At 74.7% G+C, this 16,225-nt stretch carries 12 protein-coding genes; 10 read left to right on the top strand and 2 right to left on the bottom strand.

Going from position 1 to position 16,225, the window contains the following annotated elements; genetic code table 11:
- The first annotated feature begins 33 nt into the window (after positions 1-33).
- The 9 genes from IH50_RS0119610 to IH50_RS0119560 all read left to right on the top strand — a co-directional run bounded on the left by IH50_RS0119610 (position 34) and on the right by IH50_RS0119560 (position 13,343).
- Positions 34-1,695: a tetratricopeptide repeat protein gene (locus IH50_RS0119610; protein WP_030863589.1), complete on the top strand. Its 1,662-nt coding sequence runs from the start codon at positions 34-36 to the stop codon at positions 1,693-1,695.
- Positions 1,696-2,441: 746 nt separating this feature from the next.
- Positions 2,442-3,344, top strand: a complete 903-nt coding sequence (locus IH50_RS0119595) for a lipase (protein WP_030863584.1) — start codon at positions 2,442-2,444, stop codon at positions 3,342-3,344.
- Positions 3,345-3,491: 147 nt separating this feature from the next.
- Positions 3,492-6,596: a helix-turn-helix domain-containing protein gene (locus IH50_RS0119590; RefSeq protein WP_030863581.1), complete on the top strand. Its 3,105-nt coding sequence runs from the start codon at positions 3,492-3,494 to the stop codon at positions 6,594-6,596.
- A 146-nt stretch (positions 6,597-6,742) separates the two neighbouring features.
- Positions 6,743-7,999: a helix-turn-helix domain-containing protein gene (locus tag IH50_RS0119585; RefSeq protein WP_030863579.1), complete on the top strand. Its 1,257-nt coding sequence runs from the start codon at positions 6,743-6,745 to the stop codon at positions 7,997-7,999.
- 450 nt (positions 8,000-8,449) lie between these two features.
- A complete protein-coding gene (locus tag IH50_RS0119580; RefSeq protein WP_030863576.1) occupies positions 8,450-9,232 on the top strand; it encodes an ABC transporter ATP-binding protein in 783 nt (260 codons plus the stop codon).
- A complete protein-coding gene (locus IH50_RS0119575; protein WP_030863573.1) occupies positions 9,229-10,035 on the top strand; it encodes an ABC transporter ATP-binding protein in 807 nt (268 codons plus the stop codon). Before IH50_RS0119580 ends, IH50_RS0119575 begins: the two co-directional genes overlap by 4 nt.
- Positions 10,032-10,928 carry a branched-chain amino acid ABC transporter permease gene (locus IH50_RS0119570; RefSeq protein ID WP_030863571.1) on the top strand — a complete coding sequence of 299 codons (897 nt, stop codon included), beginning with the start codon at positions 10,032-10,034 and terminating at the stop codon, positions 10,926-10,928. The genes IH50_RS0119575 and IH50_RS0119570 overlap by 4 nt, the downstream gene beginning before the upstream one ends.
- Complete coding sequence (locus IH50_RS0119565) at positions 10,921-12,060, top strand: branched-chain amino acid ABC transporter permease (RefSeq protein ID WP_030863567.1); 1,140 nt, start codon at positions 10,921-10,923, stop codon at positions 12,058-12,060. Before IH50_RS0119570 ends, IH50_RS0119565 begins: the two co-directional genes overlap by 8 nt.
- Positions 12,057-13,343 (top strand): ABC transporter substrate-binding protein, encoded by a 1,287-nt coding sequence (locus IH50_RS0119560; RefSeq protein WP_030863566.1) that lies wholly within the window; start codon positions 12,057-12,059, stop codon positions 13,341-13,343. The genes IH50_RS0119565 and IH50_RS0119560 overlap by 4 nt, the downstream gene beginning before the upstream one ends.
- A gap of 182 nt (positions 13,344-13,525) precedes the next feature.
- On the opposite strand, the gene IH50_RS0119555 is transcribed toward IH50_RS0119560, so the two are convergent.
- Both IH50_RS0119555 and mgrA read right to left on the bottom strand, forming a co-directional pair.
- Positions 13,526-14,008, bottom strand: a complete 483-nt coding sequence (locus tag IH50_RS0119555) for an MSMEG_6728 family protein (RefSeq protein WP_030863563.1) — start codon at positions 14,006-14,008, stop codon at positions 13,526-13,528.
- Between the two features lie 91 nt (positions 14,009-14,099).
- Positions 14,100-15,143 carry an L-glyceraldehyde 3-phosphate reductase gene (gene mgrA / locus IH50_RS0119550; RefSeq protein WP_030863560.1) on the bottom strand — a complete coding sequence of 348 codons (1,044 nt, stop codon included), beginning with the start codon at positions 15,141-15,143 and terminating at the stop codon, positions 14,100-14,102.
- 235 nt (positions 15,144-15,378) lie between these two features.
- Here mgrA and IH50_RS0119545 point away from each other — a divergent pair, with 235 nt between their 5' ends.
- The gene (locus IH50_RS0119545; protein WP_030863557.1) at positions 15,379-15,927 is read left to right on the top strand and encodes a snapalysin family zinc-dependent metalloprotease; all 549 of its coding nucleotides are present in this window, start codon (positions 15,379-15,381) and stop codon (positions 15,925-15,927) included.
- The last annotated feature ends 298 nt before the right edge of the window (positions 15,928-16,225 follow it).

Here is a 16,225-nt window from a genome sequence, read left to right as displayed (position 1 = left end):
CCTACCGGACGCCCGCTGCCCCGGGAGGCACGCATGGACGACTACTACGACCTCGGCGACCACCACCGGCCCGTGACGACCTCCTCCGCCGACGCCCAACTCTGGTTCGACCGCGGGCTGGCGTGGACGTACGCGTTCCACCACGAGGAGGCGGTCGCCTGTTTCGAGAAGGCGGCCGAGGCCGACCCGGACTGCGCCATGGCCCATTGGGGCATCGCCTACGCCCTCGGCCCCAACTACAACAAACCCTGGGAGGCCTTCGACGGCGACGAACTCGCCGGCACCGTCGCGCGCACCCACCGGGCGGTGGAGCGGGCGCACGAGAGGGCCGTCCACGCCACCCCCGTCGAGCGGGCCCTCGTCGAGGCCCTGCGCGCCCGCTACCCGCAGGCGGAGGCCGTCGAGGACTGCTCGGTGTGGAACGAGCCCTACGCGGACCGGATGCTCGCCGTGTACGAGAACGCCCCCGGCGACCCGGACGTGGCCGCGCTCTGCGCCGACGCCCTGATGAACCTCACCCCCTGGCAGCTGTGGGACCTCAGGACCGGCCGCCCGGCCGAGGGCGCCCGCACCCTGGAGGCCAAGGCCGTCCTCGACGGCGCCCTCACCACCGCCGCGGGCGCCCGGCACCCCGGCGTCCTCCACCTGTACGTCCACCTGATGGAGATGTCCCCCACGCCGGAAGCGGCCCTCACCGTCGCCGACCGGCTGCGCGGCGCCGTGCCCGACGCCGGGCACCTGCTCCACATGCCCTCGCACCTGGAAGTGCTGTGCGGTGACTACCGCCGGGTCGTCTCGGACAACACCGCCGCCGTCGCCGCCGACGAGAAGTACCTCGAGCGGGCCGGCGCCATGAACTTCTACACGCTCTACCGCGCCCACAACCACCACTTCCGGATCTACGGCGCCATGTTCGCCGGTCAGTCGGAGGTGGCCCTGGACGCCGCCGCGCGGCTCGAGGCCGCCGTCCCCGAGGAACTCCTCCGGGTGCAGAGCCCGCCCATGGCCGACTGGCTGGAGGGGTTCCTGGCGATGCGCGTCCACGTCCTGATCCGCTTCGGGCGCTGGGACGACATCCTGGCGCTGCCGTTCCCCGCCGACCCGGAGCTGTACTGCGTGACCACCGCCATGCTCCACTACGCACGGGGCGTCGCCCTCTCCGCGACCGGCGCCACCGACGGGGCCGAGGCGGAGCGGGCCGCCTTCCGGGCGGCCGTGCGCCGCGTCCCCGGGACCCGGATGCTGTTCAACAACACCTGCCACGACGTCCTCGCCATCGCGTCGGCGATGCTGGACGGCGAACTCGCCTACCGCAAGGGCGAGTACGACACCGCCTTTGCCGCGCTGGAACGCTCGGTCGAGCTGGACGACACCCTGCCCTACGACGAGCCCTGGGGCTGGATGCAGCCCACTCGGCACGCCTACGGGGCGCTGCTGCTGGAGCGGGGCCGCATCGAGGAGGCCGAAGCCGTGTACCGGGCCGACCTCGGCCTCGACGCCACCCTGCCCCGGCCCCTGCAGCACCCGGGCAACGTCTGGGCGCTGCACGGGTTCCACGAGTGCCTGCTGCGCACCGGCAGGACCGGGGAGGCGGCGATCGTCGCCCAGCAGCTCAAGCGGGCGGCCGCGCTGGCGGACGTACCCGTCGAGTCGTCCTGCTTCTGCCGGCTGGAGACCCACCACCCCTGCCACTGAACCGGCCCGGGCGGGTGCCCGGGCCGGTTCGGTGAGCCGGACGCCGTCCGGTCTCAGCTCGCCTCGACGACGTCCTGGAACGTCTTCATGCAGGAGAAGCAGTGCCGGTCCGTCATGTGCCGACGAGTCGACTCGTCCTGCTTCTCCACTCCGCAGAGCGTGGATGACTTGTCCGACGTGAGGACATGCCACACCAGCTCCCCCGAAGTGTCTGCACCGCACCACATCTCGTGCATTCCCAGCTCCCTCCGGGTAGGCATGGAGGCCGCTTCCATACGAGCACGGCCCGGGCCCGGACGGCTCGTCCGGCGGGGCAGTCGGGTGATGTGCGGGGCCGGAACGCATACCGGCGGTGCCGGCCGGGTCCACGTCCACGACGCGGCGCGAGGGATTCCGCACGACCGCCGCGGGGCGCTCCCCACGCACCGCGGTCACCGTCGGCACCGACTCCGACGGTGACCGCGCCTGCCCGTGTACCCCCACGTCACACCGTCATGCCGTGCGCGCGGACACGGCTGCCTGCGGGCGCCCGGGCCCGTCGCGGAGCCCGCGACCCGGCACCCGGGACGCCCGGCGCGGCGCACGAGACCGGTGAGATTGCCGGTCCGCGCCGGCCCCCTCCTCTCCGACAGTGGCACCCCCAGTCAATCGGCGGCGCTCCCGGCCGGTGCACGGCCCCCACCACGCCGTGATCCCCGTGCACCGGACGGACGGGCGGCCCGCCGCGGCAGAGAGGACCACTCGCCGTGCAGCAGCACCCCCACACCAGCAGGCGCAAAACCGGCAGATTCGCCGCACTGACCGCGGCGGTCGCCGCCGTCGTCGGCCTCACCACCCTCAACGGCCCCGGCGCCCAGGCGGCCGACAACCCCTACGAGCGCGGCCCGGCACCGACCGAATCGAGCATCGAGGCGCTGCGCGGCCCCTACGCCGTGTCGGACATCTCCGTCTCCTCGCTGTCCGTCACCGGCTTCGGCGGAGGCACCATCTACTACCCGACCAGCACCGCCGACGGCACCTTCGGGGCGATCGCGATCTCGCCCGGCTTCACCGCCTACCAGTCCTCCATCGCCTGGCTGGGCCCGCGCCTGGCCTCCCAGGGCTTCGTGGTCTTCACCATCGACACCAACACCACCCTGGACCAGCCCGCCTCCCGCGGCGACCAGTTGCTCGCCGCACTGGACTACCTCACCCAGCGCAGCGCGGTCCGCGGCCGCGTCGACAGCAGCCGGCTCGGCGTCATGGGCCACTCGATGGGCGGCGGCGGAAGCCTCGAAGCCGCCAAGGACCGGCCCTCGCTCCAGGCGGCGATCCCGCTGACGCCCTGGAACCTCGACAAGACCTGGTCCGAGGTCAGGACCCCCACCCTCCTCTTCGGCGCCGACGGCGACACCATCGCCCCCGTCTCCAGCCACGCCGAGCCCTTCTACAGCGGCCTGCCGTCCTCCCTGGACCGGGCCTACATCGAGCTGAACGGTGCCACCCACTTCACGCCCAACTCGTCGAACACGACGATCGCCAAGTACAGCGTCTCCTGGCTGAAGCGGTTCATCGACAACGACACCCGCTACGAGCAGTTCCTGTGCCCGCTGCCCCGGCCGAGCCTGACCGTCGAGGAGTCCCGGGGCAACTGCCCGCACACCTCCTGACGTTCCGAGCCGGTGGCGGTCCGCGTACGACGCGGGCCGCCACCGGCGTTGTGCGCGCGCACCACCGGGCGCCGGCCTCTCTGGGCCCCCGCACACTCGTGGACGCACCCCCTCCGCCCGACCTTACGCGCGAGTAACGTCGAGTGCATGACCGTACAGACGACCCCGCGACGGCAGGCGGCGGACCGGCTGCTGGACGGGCTGCGCACCGACGGCGGCGTCCACGTCGTGACCGGTGAACCCGGTTGCGGCCGTACGGCGTTCCTGGAGTACGCCGCCCGTTCCTTCCACGCCGGACCGGTGTGGCACGTACGCGCCGACCCCGACCCCGGCCGCGGCGCACCGCCGCTCGGCGGCCTGCGCACCCTGCTGCGTGCCGCCGGCCGCACCGCGCGGGCCGCGGGGGACGGTACGGCGGGGGAGGCGCTGTTCGACGTCCTGCGCGCGGCGTCCGGCGCGTCGCCGCTCCTGGTGTGCGTGGACGACGCCCACCTGTGGGACGCCGCGTCGCGTGCCGCGCTGGGGCACGCCGCCGCACGGGTGCGGGCGGCGGGGGTCCGGGCGGGGCTGCTCCTCACGGTTCCCGGGCACCGGCCCGTGGATCGGGAGCTGGCGGCACTGCCCGTGCTGCGGCTGGACCCGCTGGCACCCGGGGACGCGGCCCGCGTGGTCGACGACATGACCGGCGGCGCCGTCGACCCCGGCGTGCGCGAGGAACTGGTGACGGCGGCGGAGGGCAACCCCGCACTGCTGCTGGCGCTGATCCGCCGGCTGTCGCCCGCCCAGCTCGGCGGGCACCGGGCGCTGCCCCGGCCGCTGGCCGACGGGGAGACGCTCGGCGGGGTGACCGACGGCTGTCTGACCGGCGTACCGCCGGACCGGGTCGGCCTGCTGCTGACGACGGCGGCCGCCGTACGCGGGACGGGGGAACCGGACGCCGACGCCGGCCTCGTACGGCGAGCGGCCGGGGCCGGCGCGGCGGGGCCGCTGCCCGAGGTGCTGGTCCTGGCCGAGGGCCGCCTGCGGTTCCGCAGCGCGCTGCTGGGGAGGGCGGTGTACGCCGGTGCGCCGCCCGAACGACGCCGTGCCGCGCACCGCGCGCTGGCCGCGTGCCTGGCGGGCACCGGTGCGGACGGTGTCCTCGCGCTGCTGCACCGCTCCTGGAGCGTCATGGGCCCCGCCCCCGGCCTCGCGGCCGGACTCGCGGCGGCGGCGGCCTCCGCGCCGCTGCCGGACCTGCGCCGCAGGGCGCTCACCCGGGCCGCCGAACTGACGGCGGACGGGGCGGAGCGGGCTCACCGTTACACCGCCGCCGCGGCACAGGCCCTGCTCGCCGGGCACTCGTCCGAGGCGCTGCGCCTGCTCGACGCCGCCCGGAGCCACCCGGCCCCCGCCTCCGCACGCGGCGGCGCCGAATTCCTGCGGGGCACGGTGCTCCTCGCCGACGGGCCGGTGGACGACGCCCGCGAGTCCTTCCTGCTGGCCGCGGGCCTGCTCGCCGGGGCCGGCCACGAGGCCGCCGGTGCGGCGGCCCTGGCGGCGGCGGACGCGGCCTGGGCCGCCGGCGACCCCGTCTCCTGCCTCCACGCCCTCACCGCCCCCCTGCCGGCCTCGAAGTCCCTGGCCGCCGCCCCCGCGGAGACACCGTCCGCCGGGCCCCCGGTCCACGCCGTCGCCGTCGACGCCGCACCCGCGACCGGGCCCTCCGCTTGTACCGGCCCCGGGACCGGGGGCCGGGCGGGCGCCGGGGACGCCCTCGGCGGGGTGGCGGTGTCCGGTTCGGGTGGTTCCGTGGTGGGGGTGCCGGATGGCGGCTCACCGGGTGGCGGGAGGCCGGGGCAGGTCGTCGATGGGGTGGCGGTGTCGGGTTCGGGTGGTTCCGGGACGGGAAGTGGCTCACCGGGTGGCGTACCGCCGGGGCGGGCCGTCGGTGGGACGGAGGTGTCCGGGCCAGGTGGCGGCCGGGGCGGCTCCGGGGCGGGAGTGCCGGGTGACGGATGGGCTGTCGGTGGTGACACGCCCGGTGCCGTCCCCGCGGGTTCCGGGCCGCTCCGGGACCACCGGGACGGGATGCGGGCCGTGCTGCTGGGACGGTTCGACCGTGCCGCCGGCCCGCTGCGGCGGGTGGTCGAGCACGGGCTGTCCGGCGACGACCCCGAGCCGCTCCTGCGGTCCGCCTCCGCCGCGCTCATGCTCGGTGACGTGACCGCCGCCCGCCGCGCCGGCGCACGGGCACTCGCCGCGGCTCGCACCCTCGGCAGTGCCGCCCTCGAACCGAGGGCGCTGGAGTACCTGGCCTACGCCGAACTGCGGGCCGGACGCCACCAGCTCGCCCGGACCCACGCCGAGGAGGGGCTGCGCACCGCGTCACGGACCGGACAGCGCAACACGGCCGCCCACCACCACGCGGTCCTGGCGCTCGCCGCGTCCATCGAGGGAGAGCGGGAGATCGTCGCCGAGCACGTCGCGGAGGCCCTGCGCACCGCCCGCCGGCACGGACTCGCGCAGGCCGCGACGCTCGCCCAGTGGGCCGTGGCCCGCGCCGACCTCGGAGCCGGACGCCCCCGCGAGGCCGCGGACCGGCTGGGCCCCCTGGTCCGCCCCGGTGCCCGCCGCGGCCACTTCGCGGTGTGGATGCTCGCCGTCCCCTGCTTCGTGGAGGCCACCGCACTCGCCGGACGTCCCGAGCACGCGGCCGCGGCCGTCGAGGACTTCGCCCTGTGGGCCGCCTGCGGAGCCGACCCGCAGGCCCCCGCCCAACTCCTGCGCTGCCGCGCCCTCCTGGCCACCCCGGACGCGGCCGACACCCTGTACCTGCGCGCCTTGGACCGCCACGAGGAGACGGCCGGGGACTTCGAGCGGGCCCGCACGGAACTGCTCTACGGCAAATGGCTGCGGCGCAGACGCCGGCTGCGCGAGGCGCGCAGCCGCCTCGGGGAGGCCCTGATGGGCTTCGAGCGCTGCGGTGCGCACCTGTGGGCGCAGCAGGCCGCCGCCGAGTCGCGGGCGGGCGGCGCGGCCCCCGGCCGGCCGGGGACCGGGGAACTGCCCCGGCTGACCCCGCAGCAACTGCGTATCGCGCGGCGCGTCGCCGAGGGCGCCACCAACCGGGAGGTGGCCCTGAGCCTGTCCGTCAGCACCCGCACCGTCGACTACCACCTGCGGAACATCTTCGCCACCCTGGGGGTCCGTTCCCGCGTCGAGCTGGTCCGCCTCGTCGGCCAGGCGGAAAAGACCGGTGCACAACCCTAGGGACCGACCGGACGGTATGTCATCCTTCGGGCAGGACGAGTCCGACGGCGGCCGGCCCACGGGCTCCCCCGTACCGGCCGGGCGCCGGTACGGGGACCGCCGCCGCACGGACGCCGCCGGGAAGCCGACCCTGGGGGAGATGCGCGATGCAACACGCCGTACGGCCACGTACCCTGCCGCGTTCCGGACCCGCGCCCGCCGCGCGGCCCCGGACACCGCGCGTACGGTCGCTGATCGACGCCGACGCGCTGCGCGTGCTGCACCGGGCCGCCCGTGTCCTGCTGGACGACCTGCCCCAGCTCACCGACGGGCTGGTCGCCGTCCTGCAGGAGCAGGAACCCGCCTACCGGGCCGCCGTGGAGGGCGACGCCGCCACGACCTGGCAGGAGGTGCACCGCTCGCTGCGGCACAGCATCTCCTCCCTGCTCGATCCGCGGGGCGCCCGTGACGCGGCGCGGCGCTGCACCTGGAAGATCGGCGCCGCGCGCGCCGAACAGGGGCTGCCGCTGGACGCCCTGCTGCACGCCTTCCGGCTGGGCGGCTCGCTGGTGTGGCAGGGCCTGGTCGACGAGACCTCCCGGACGGCGCCCGAGGACGTACGGCTGCTGGTGCACGTGGCGTCCGACGTGTGGAACTTCGTCGACGAGCACTGCACCCTCGTCGCGGACGCCTACCGGCAGACCGAGCGACAGCTCGCGTGGCGGAGGGAGAACAGGGTGCGTCTGCTGGCCGCGGCCCTGCTGGACGGCACGAGCAGGATCGCCGACCTGCCCGAGGCCGCGCGGGCGCTGGAGCTGCCCGAGCACGGGCGGTACATGGTCGTCGCGGTCGCCGGCGACCGGTCCTCCGGTTGTCCCGGTGCCCAAGCGGCCCTCGCTCCGGGTGTGCGCGCGCACTGGCACACGGGCGTGGACGCCGACTACGGCATCGTCCTGGTCGAGGACGGCGCGGAGCCCGTCGTGACGGAGGAACAGGCGGCCGGTGCGCGGGTCGGCGTCAGCAGCGTGGTCGAGGGGCTGGCCGCGGTGGGGGAGGCGCGGCGGCTGGCGGACACCGCGCTGAGCCTGTGCCCCGGACAGGGCGGCACGGTCCATCTCACCGAGCACCTGCCGGCGGCGCTGGTGGTGTCGGCTCCCGAACTCGGCGCCGCGCTGGCCGAACGGCTGCTCGGCCCGCTGGCCCACCTCGAACCCGCCGACGCGGAGGTCCTGCTGGACACCCTGGCCACCTGGCTGGCCTGCGACGGTTCGGCCCAGCGGGCGAGCCGCCGCCTCTACTGCCACCGCAACACGGTCCTCAACCGCCTCCGCCGCTACGAACAGCTCACCGGCCGCTCCCTCTCCCGCCCCACCGACCTGATCGAGGTCAGCCTGGCCCTGACGGCCCGCACCCTCCTCACCTGACAACAACCGGCCACACCACCCCCCTGCCGACGCCCAACCACGCCACCCACCCACAGGTAACCGCGCCGCCCACCCAGCTGCGGGCAACCGCGCCGCACCCCACCCACCCAGCTGCGGGCAGCCGTGCCTCCCCCAGTGCCTCAAGGGCCTGGGAGGTACCCCCAGGGCGATGGGGGTCCCCCCGCTCGAGCGCAGCCGAGAGTGGGGAGGGTGGGCGCGGCGGCACCATGCCGGAGGCGGCGAGCGACACCCCGGCCCGTGCGCCACGGCTCCGGTGCCACGGGGCCCGGCCCCGGCCTGGGCACCCGCACAACCCCCACCCGCCCCCATTGGTACGCCGCAGCGTACGGGCGCCGGAACCTGTACCACCCGCCCGCCCCCGTGCTGTCGTGAGCACCCCTTCCCCCGAAGCCGCCGCCGCGCCCCGCGGCCCGGCCCCGAGGAGCCGTGATGCCCGAAGCACCACCGGACAGCCCACCCGCCCTCCACGTCGAGAACGTCGACGTGACCTACGGCCGCGCCCTGTCCGCCCTCCGCTCCGTGTCCCTGACCGTGCCGCCCGGCGCCGTCGTCGCCCTGCTCGGCGCCAACGGCGCCGGCAAGACGACCCTGCTGCGCGCCGTCTCCGGCACGCTGCGCCTGCACCGCGGCGCGATCACGGCCGGCCGCATCCGCTACGGCGACACGGTGCTCGACGGCAAGGACCCCGTCGCGGCGGTACGCGCCGGAGTCGTCCAGGTCCCCGAGGGGCGACGGGTCTTCGCCGGACTCTCCGTCGACGAGAACCTGCGCTCCGGCGGCCTCGGTCTCGGCCGGCGCGGCCGCGCCCAGGTCCAGGAGGCCCGCGACCGGGTCCTCACCCTCTTCCCCCGCCTCGCCGAACGCACCCACCAGGCCGCCGGCCTGCTCTCCGGCGGCGAACAGCAGATGCTCGCCATCGGCCGCGCCCTGATGGCCGCCCCGCGCCTGCTGCTCCTCGACGAACCCTCCCTCGGCCTCGCCCCGCGGATGGTGTACCGCATCGCCGAGGTGATCCGCGAGATCAACACCCAGGGCACCGCCGTCCTCCTCGTCGAGCAGAACGCCGGCATGGCGCTCTCCCTCGCCGACCACGCACACGTCCTGGAGGTCGGCGAGACCCGCCTGTCAGGACCCGCCGACGAACTCGCCCGCACCGACGCCGTACGCCGCCTCTACCTGGGCGAGCCGGCCGAGGACCAGGGGGCGGCGTGACCGGCCGCACCACCACCGCGCCGCCGCCCGTGCTCGACGTACGGGACGTCACCGTGCGCTTCGCCGGACTCACCGCCCTCGACGGCGTCTCCTTCACCGTCACCCCGGGCTCGGTGCACGCGCTCATCGGACCCAACGGCGCCGGCAAGTCGACCTGCTTCAACGTGCTGTCCGGCCTGTGCCGCCCGGCCGCCGGCACGGTGACCCTCGGCGGCACCGAGCTGACCCGCCTCGCCCCGCACCGCATCGCCGCGCTCGGCGTGGCCCGCACCTTCCAGAACATCGTCACCACCCACGGCACCGTCGCCGACAACCTGATGCTCGGCCGCCACGCCCTGTCCCGCGCCGGGTTCGCCGCGAGCGCGCTGCGCCTGCCGGGCGCCGTGCGGGAACAGCGCGAACACCTCGCCAGAGCACGCGAGATCGCCGAACTCACCGGCCTCGGCGGCCACTTCGACAGCCCCGTCGCCCTGCTGCCGTACGGCGACCGCAAGCGCGTCGAACTCGCCCGCGCCCTCTGCCTGGAGCCCCGTGTGCTGCTCCTCGACGAACCCGTGGCCGGCATGAACGCCGCCGAACGCGCCCGCACCGCCGAGGTGGTGGGCGAACTCCGCGCCGAACTCGGCCTGTCCGTCGTCCTCGTCGAGCACGACATGGGCCTCGTCATGCGCCTCGCCGACGACGTCACGGTGCTCGACTTCGGCCGGCCCATCGCCCACGGCACCCCCGACGAGGTCCGCCGGGACCCCGAGGTGCTGCGCGCCTACCTCGGCACCGACGCGACCGGGGAGGACGCGGCATGACGGCATTCCTCGACAACATCCTCGGCGGACTGGCGCTCGGCGCGGTCTACGCGCTGGTCGCCCTCGGCTTCGTCGTCATCTTCAAGGCCTCCGGCGTCCTCAACTTCGCCCATGGCTCCCTGCTCCTGCTCGGCGGCTACCTCACCGCCGTCCTCCACGACGACCTGGGCTTCGCCGGAGCGCTCGCCCTGGCGGTCCTCACCACGGCCGCCCTCGCCGGCGCGCTCGACCGGTTCCTGCTGCAACGCGGCGGCCAGGACGCCCACTCCGCCCACGTCCAGACCATCGTCACCATCGGCATCGACATCGTCCTGCTCACCGACCTCTCCCGGCGCATCGGCGGCGACCTGCTGTCCCTGGGCGACCCGTGGGGTGACGCGGTGACCGAACTGGGCCCGGTGACCGTCGCCGACAGCCGGCTCGCCGCGATCGTGGTGTCGGCCGTGGTCATCGGCGGGGTGTTCGCGCTCTTCCGGTTCACCTCCTGGGGACTGTCCCTGCGGGCGGCGGCCGAGGACCTGGAGGCCGCCGCGCTCATGGGCGTACGGCTCGGCCGGGTCCGCGCGGGCGCCTGGTGCCTGGCGGGCGCGCTCGCCGCGCTGGCCGCCGTGTTCCTCGCCGCGTTCCCCGCGCCCGGACTGGAGCGCACCACCGGCCAGATCGCCCTCAACGCCTTCCCGGCCGCGATCCTCGGCGGCCTCGCCTCCCCGGCCGGCGCCCTCGCGGGCAGCCTGATCATCGGCCTGACCGAGGCGCTCGTCGTCGGCTACCAGTCCGATCTGCACGTCCTCGGCGAGGGGTTCGGCGACGTCGCCCCGTACGCGGTGATGCTGCTCGTCCTTCTCGTACGGCCCACCGGACTGTTCGGCGCGAAGGGAACGGCCCGTGTCTGACCGACTCCTCGCCGCCCTCACCCGCCGCCGGGCCGCGCTCCTGCTGCTCGCCGTCCTCCTGTGCCTGCCGCCGTTCTACCTGGACGCCTTCTGGCTGCGCATCGGCCTGTTCTCCATGGCCGCGGCCATCGGCGCCACCGGCCTCGCCCTGCTCAGCGGCACCGCCGGGCAGCTCTCCCTCGGCCACGCCTTCTTCCTCGCCGTCGGCGCCTACGGCTACACCTGGCTGGCCGGTGAACCCGGCCCCGGACTGCCCCCGGTCCTCGCCGCGCTCCTCGCGGTCCTGCTCGCGGGAGCGGCCGGCGGGCTGTTCAGCCCCGTGGCCGCCCGGGTCAAGGGCATCTATCTGGGCATCGCCACCCTCGCGCTGGTCTTCCTCGGTCACCACGTCCTGCTGACCGCCGACTCCGTCACCGGCGGCTTCAACGGCCGCTCCGTGCCCCCGCTGACCCTCGGCGGGTTCACCTTCGCGGAGAGCGACCCCGAACTGACCGTCCTCGGTGTGCCGTTCGGCGCGGAGGAACGGCTGTGGTTCCTGGGCCTGGCCTTGTTCGCGTTCACCTGGTTCACCGCCCGCGGCCTGCTGCGCTCACGCCCCGGCCGGGCGCTGGCCGCCCTGCGCGACAGCGAGACCGCGGCCGCCGTGATGGGCGTCGACGTCGCCCGGCACCGCTCGGCGGCCTTCGTGGTGTCGTCGATGTACGCGGGCCTCGCGGGAGTGCTCCTGGCGCTCGCCTTCCGCCGCGTCGTCCCGGACTACTTCTCCCTCGCGCTCTCCGTCGACTACCTCGCCATGATCGTCATCGGCGGCCTCGGGTCCGTGGCCGGAGCCACCGCCGGCGCCGTCTTCGTCACCGCCCTGCCGCTGCTGATGACCCGGTACGCCGACCAGCTCCCGCTGGTGACCGCCCCGGGCACCACCGAGGGCGCCGTGGGTCCCACCGAGGCGGCCCGCTACCTCTACGGCGCGGCGATCGTCCTGGTCCTGCTGTACGCCCCCGACGGCCTGCACGGCCTGGCACGCCGGGTCCGGGACCGGGTACGACGCCGCCGGTCCCGTACCCCCGCCCCGGAAACCGTCGTCCCCTCGCCTCCGCAACCGGCCGCACGACCCAAGGAGCACACTCCGTGAACACCACGCACCGCACCCGCCGCGACCGGCACCGCACCGCCGGGACCGTCCTCGCCGGCGCCCTCGCCCTGCTGCTCGCGGCCACCGGATGCAGCTCCAAGGCGGACGACGGCGACAAGGGCGGCGAGGCCGCCGACGGCGTCCGCACCGGACCCGGCGTCGGCGCCGACACCATCAGACTGGGCGCCCTCACCGACCTGACCGGCCCCTACGCCACCCTCGGCAAGAGCATCGTGCAGGCCCAGCAGATGTGGGCCGACGAGACCAACGCCAAGGGCGGCATCTGCGACCGCAAGGTGGAGATCGTCGTCAAGGACCACGGCTACGACGTGCAGAAGGCGGTCACCGCCTACGCCGACATCGCCCCGGACGTCGTGGCGCTGCCCCAGGTCATCGGCTCCCCGGTGGTCGCCGCGCTGCTCGACGACATCGAGCGGGACAAGATGCTCACCTTCCCGCAGGCCTGGGCGGCCTCCCTGCTCGGCAAGGACGCCGTCCAGGTCCTCGGCACCACCTATGACGTCGACATGATCGCCGCCGTCGAGTTCCTCACCCGCGCCAAGGGCCTGAAGAAGGGCGACACCATCGGCCACGTCTACTTCGAGGGCGACTACGGCGCCAACGCGCTGGAAGGGTCCACCTGGGCAGCGGAGAAGGCCGGACTGAAGGTGGCCGGGCAGAAGATCAAGGCCACGGACACCGACCTGTCCGCCCAGGTCTCGGCCCTGCGCGAGGAGGGCGTGAAGGCCGTCCTGATCAGCGCCGGACCCGCGCAGACGGCCTCCCTCGTCGGCGTCGCCGCCTCCCGCGGTCTGAAGGTCCCCGTCGTCAGCAGCGCCCCCGGCTTCGCGCCCCAGCTGATGAAGACCCCCGCCGCACCCGCCCTGGCGGCCATGCTCAGCATCGTGAGCGCCGCGCCCGCGGTCAGCTCCGACCTGCCCGGCGTGAAGAACATGGTGGCGTCGTACCGGAAGAAGTACCCGGACTCGCCGGTCGACTCCGGCGTGCTGTCCGGGTACAACGCCGCCCAGCTCATGGGCGCCGACCTGAAGAAGGCCTGCGAGGCGGGCGGCCTCACCCGTGAGGACGTCGTCAAGGCGCACCGCGCGCAGACGAACGCCGACACCGGCCTCGGCACCCCGCAGGACTTCTCCGACGTCGACCGCCCCGCGAGCGTTGAGACATATGTGCTCAAGCCCGATGCCGAGGCGGTCGGCGGCGTGGTGAACGCGGAGGACGCGCACGCGGCACCGGGAGTCGAGGAGTACCTGTCTGCGCACTGACGGCCCGCACCGCACGGTGCCCCGGCGGACCCCGGAAGGGGGCGCCGGGGCATCCGGGCGATGCGGACCCGCGGTCCGTACGGGCGGTCCGTGCGCCGCTCGGACCCTCCGCGTACGCGGTGCGGTCGCGGCCCGTCCGCAAGGCCACGGGAAAGCGAGGACCCCCGCCCGACGCGGGCGGATCAGCCGGTGGCCGCCTCCGGATCACGGTCGGACGACGGCCAGACGTACGGCAGGTCGTCCGGCTCCCCGGGGAAGAGCTCCGCGTAGACGGCCGGGTCCTTGCGGACCAGCGCCGAGCGGTGGCTGCGGTGCACGGCGTCGTCCCCCAGCCAGGGCGGCAGCTCACCGGCCCCGGCCAGCTCCCGCTGACCGCGCACCGGCGCCCCGGGCCGCACCTTGGCCAGGTCGGCGACGAGGGTGGCGGCGCAGCTGTCCTGGTGGCCCCGGTCGCGCCAGACCCGGCAGATCTCCAGGCCGTACCGCACCAGCGCCTCCTCGTAGCCGGTCCACATACGGACCGCGGGATGGCGGCGCCACCCGTAGCCCGGCACGGTCAGGCCGCGCAGCACCTGGAGCGCCTCGACCCGCTGTTTGCCGAGCCTGCGCCGGTCGAGCACCAGCGCCGACGCGCAGAAGTCGGGGTACGGCAGAAAGGTCTGCATACGGCCGTCCGAACGGTGAGGGGGCCAAAGGGCTCACCGCACCGCAGTTCCCCCGTCGCGGCGGCGCACACCTCACGGCGCTCCCGAAAGCTCAGCCCAGCGTGCCCAGCCGGGCCTCGCGCCACAGGTCGACACCGCCGTCGGTGGCGTACTCGTCGATCTCGGCCAGCTCCTCGGCGTCGAAGCCGAGGTTCTCCAGCGCGGCGACGTTCTGCTCCAGCTGCTCGGTGCGGGAGGCGCCGATGACCAGCGAGGTGACCCGCGGGTCCCGCAGCGCCCAGGCCAGCGCCATCTGCGCGAGGGTCTGCCCGCGCCGGGCCGCGATGTCGTTCAGGGCGCGCAGCCGGTGCCGCATGCCGTCGGTCAGCCATCCGGCGTCGAACGACGTGCCGGCCGCCGCCCGCGAGTCCCGCGGGACGCCGTCCAGATAGCGCCCGGTCAGCATCCCCTGCGCGAGCGCGGTGAAGCCGATGACCCCGAAGCCCTCCTCCTGGGCCACGTCCAGCAGGCCGTCCGTCTCGATCCAGCGGTTCAGCATGTTGTACGACGGCTGGTGGATCAGCAGCGGGGTCCCGAGGTCCCGGAGGATCGCCGCGGCCTCACGGGTGCGCTCGGCGTCGTACGAGGAGATGCCGACGTAGAGCGCCTTGCCCTGGCGGACCGCCGTGTCGAGGGCGCCCATCGTCTCCTCGAGCGGAGTGGTGGCGTCCAGCCGGTGCGAGTAGAAGATGTCCACGTACTCCAGGCCCATGCGCTTCAGCGACTGGTCCAGCGAGGCCAGCAGGTACTTGCGGGAGCCGCCGCCCTGGCCGTACGGACCGGGCCACATGTCCCAGCCGGCCTTGGTGGAGACCACCAGCTCGTCCCGGTACGGCGCGAGGTCCCGCTTCATCAGCCGGCCGAAGTTGATCTCGGCGGAGCCGTAGGGCGGGCCGTAGTTGTTCGCCAGGTCGTGGTGGGTGATGCCCAGGTCGAAGGCGCGCAGGGCGATCTCGCGCTGCGTCTCGAACGGCCTGTCGTCGCCGAAGTTGTGCCAGTAGCCCAGGGACAGCAGGGGGAGGTCGAGTCCCGAGCGGCCGGTGCGCCGGTAGCGCATGGTGCCGTCGTAACGCTCGGGGCGGGCGATGTGGTTCATCGGCGGTTCTCCGGTGATGCGAGCGGGGGTGTCCCGTGGGATGGTGTTGATCCTTGCCACAGTGCCCCCCGCCCGGCCGGGAAGTCCAACCGGTCCCTTCCATGGAATTCAGCAGCGCTGCTTCTGAATCGGCGGCCGGCCGTGACGCCGGATTGGAGTCCGTGCCGACGGGCAGACGAAGGCGGAAGCGGAAGCGGCATGAGCACGACCGCCCGCCCCCACCAGGAGGTCGACCATGAGGGTCCGTACGCTGACCGGCGGCCTGGCCGCGATATTCGTGCTGTCCGGCCCGCTGCTGAACGGTCCGGCCGCGGCCGTCCCGACCGTCGGCACGGCCCAGCGTCAGGTGGCCGACGACGTGGTCACCTACGACGCGAGCGGCGCCGCGGAGTTCAAGGCCGCGGTCGAGAGGGGAGCGGCGATCTGGAACGAGAGCGTCGAGACCGTCGAGCTGCGTCAGGCCGCGTCCGGGCAGCGCGCCGACGTGCGGATCGTGGCGGACAACGGCTGGCCCCGCTCCGTCCCCACGTCGATGGGCAACGGCACCGTCTACATCGGGCGCCAGGCCGTGGACCAGGGCTACTCCACGATCCGTATCGCGGCCCACGAACTCGGCCACATGCTGGGCCTGCCGGACCGCAAGCCCGGCCCCTGCTCCAGCCTGATGTCGGGCGCCAGCGCCGGAACCTCGTGCATCAACCCCTACCCGAGCGCGGCGGAGAAGGCGCAGGTCGAGCGGAACTTCGAAGGAGCCCCCACCGGGGCGCTCCTGGGGCGGATGTGACGCGTGGGTCGATCACCGCTATAGTCGTACCAGGTCACGGCGACGGAAACCTCCGGAGCCCGCCCGTGCGTTGGTGGTCCAAGGAAAGACGCCCCGCTTCCTGCGGGGAGATGCAGGTGCAAGGCCTGCCCGGCGCTCCATCCGAGCCCCCGTCCCGAAGTTTCGGGACGGGGGCTCGTCGCGTTGCCGGTGGTCCGGGGCCGCACCGGCACGGTCCAGCGGTCGGAGCGCGCCGGCCCGCCCCGAGCCGGCCGGCCATTCCACCGCGTCACCCCGGCCGGTGAGGATCCCGTCGCCG

It is taken from the genome of Streptomyces sp. NRRL S-37 (assembly GCF_000721605.1).
Classification (GTDB): domain Bacteria; phylum Actinomycetota; class Actinomycetes; order Streptomycetales; family Streptomycetaceae; genus Streptomyces.
This window is presented reverse-complemented; position numbering and strand designations above follow the sequence as displayed.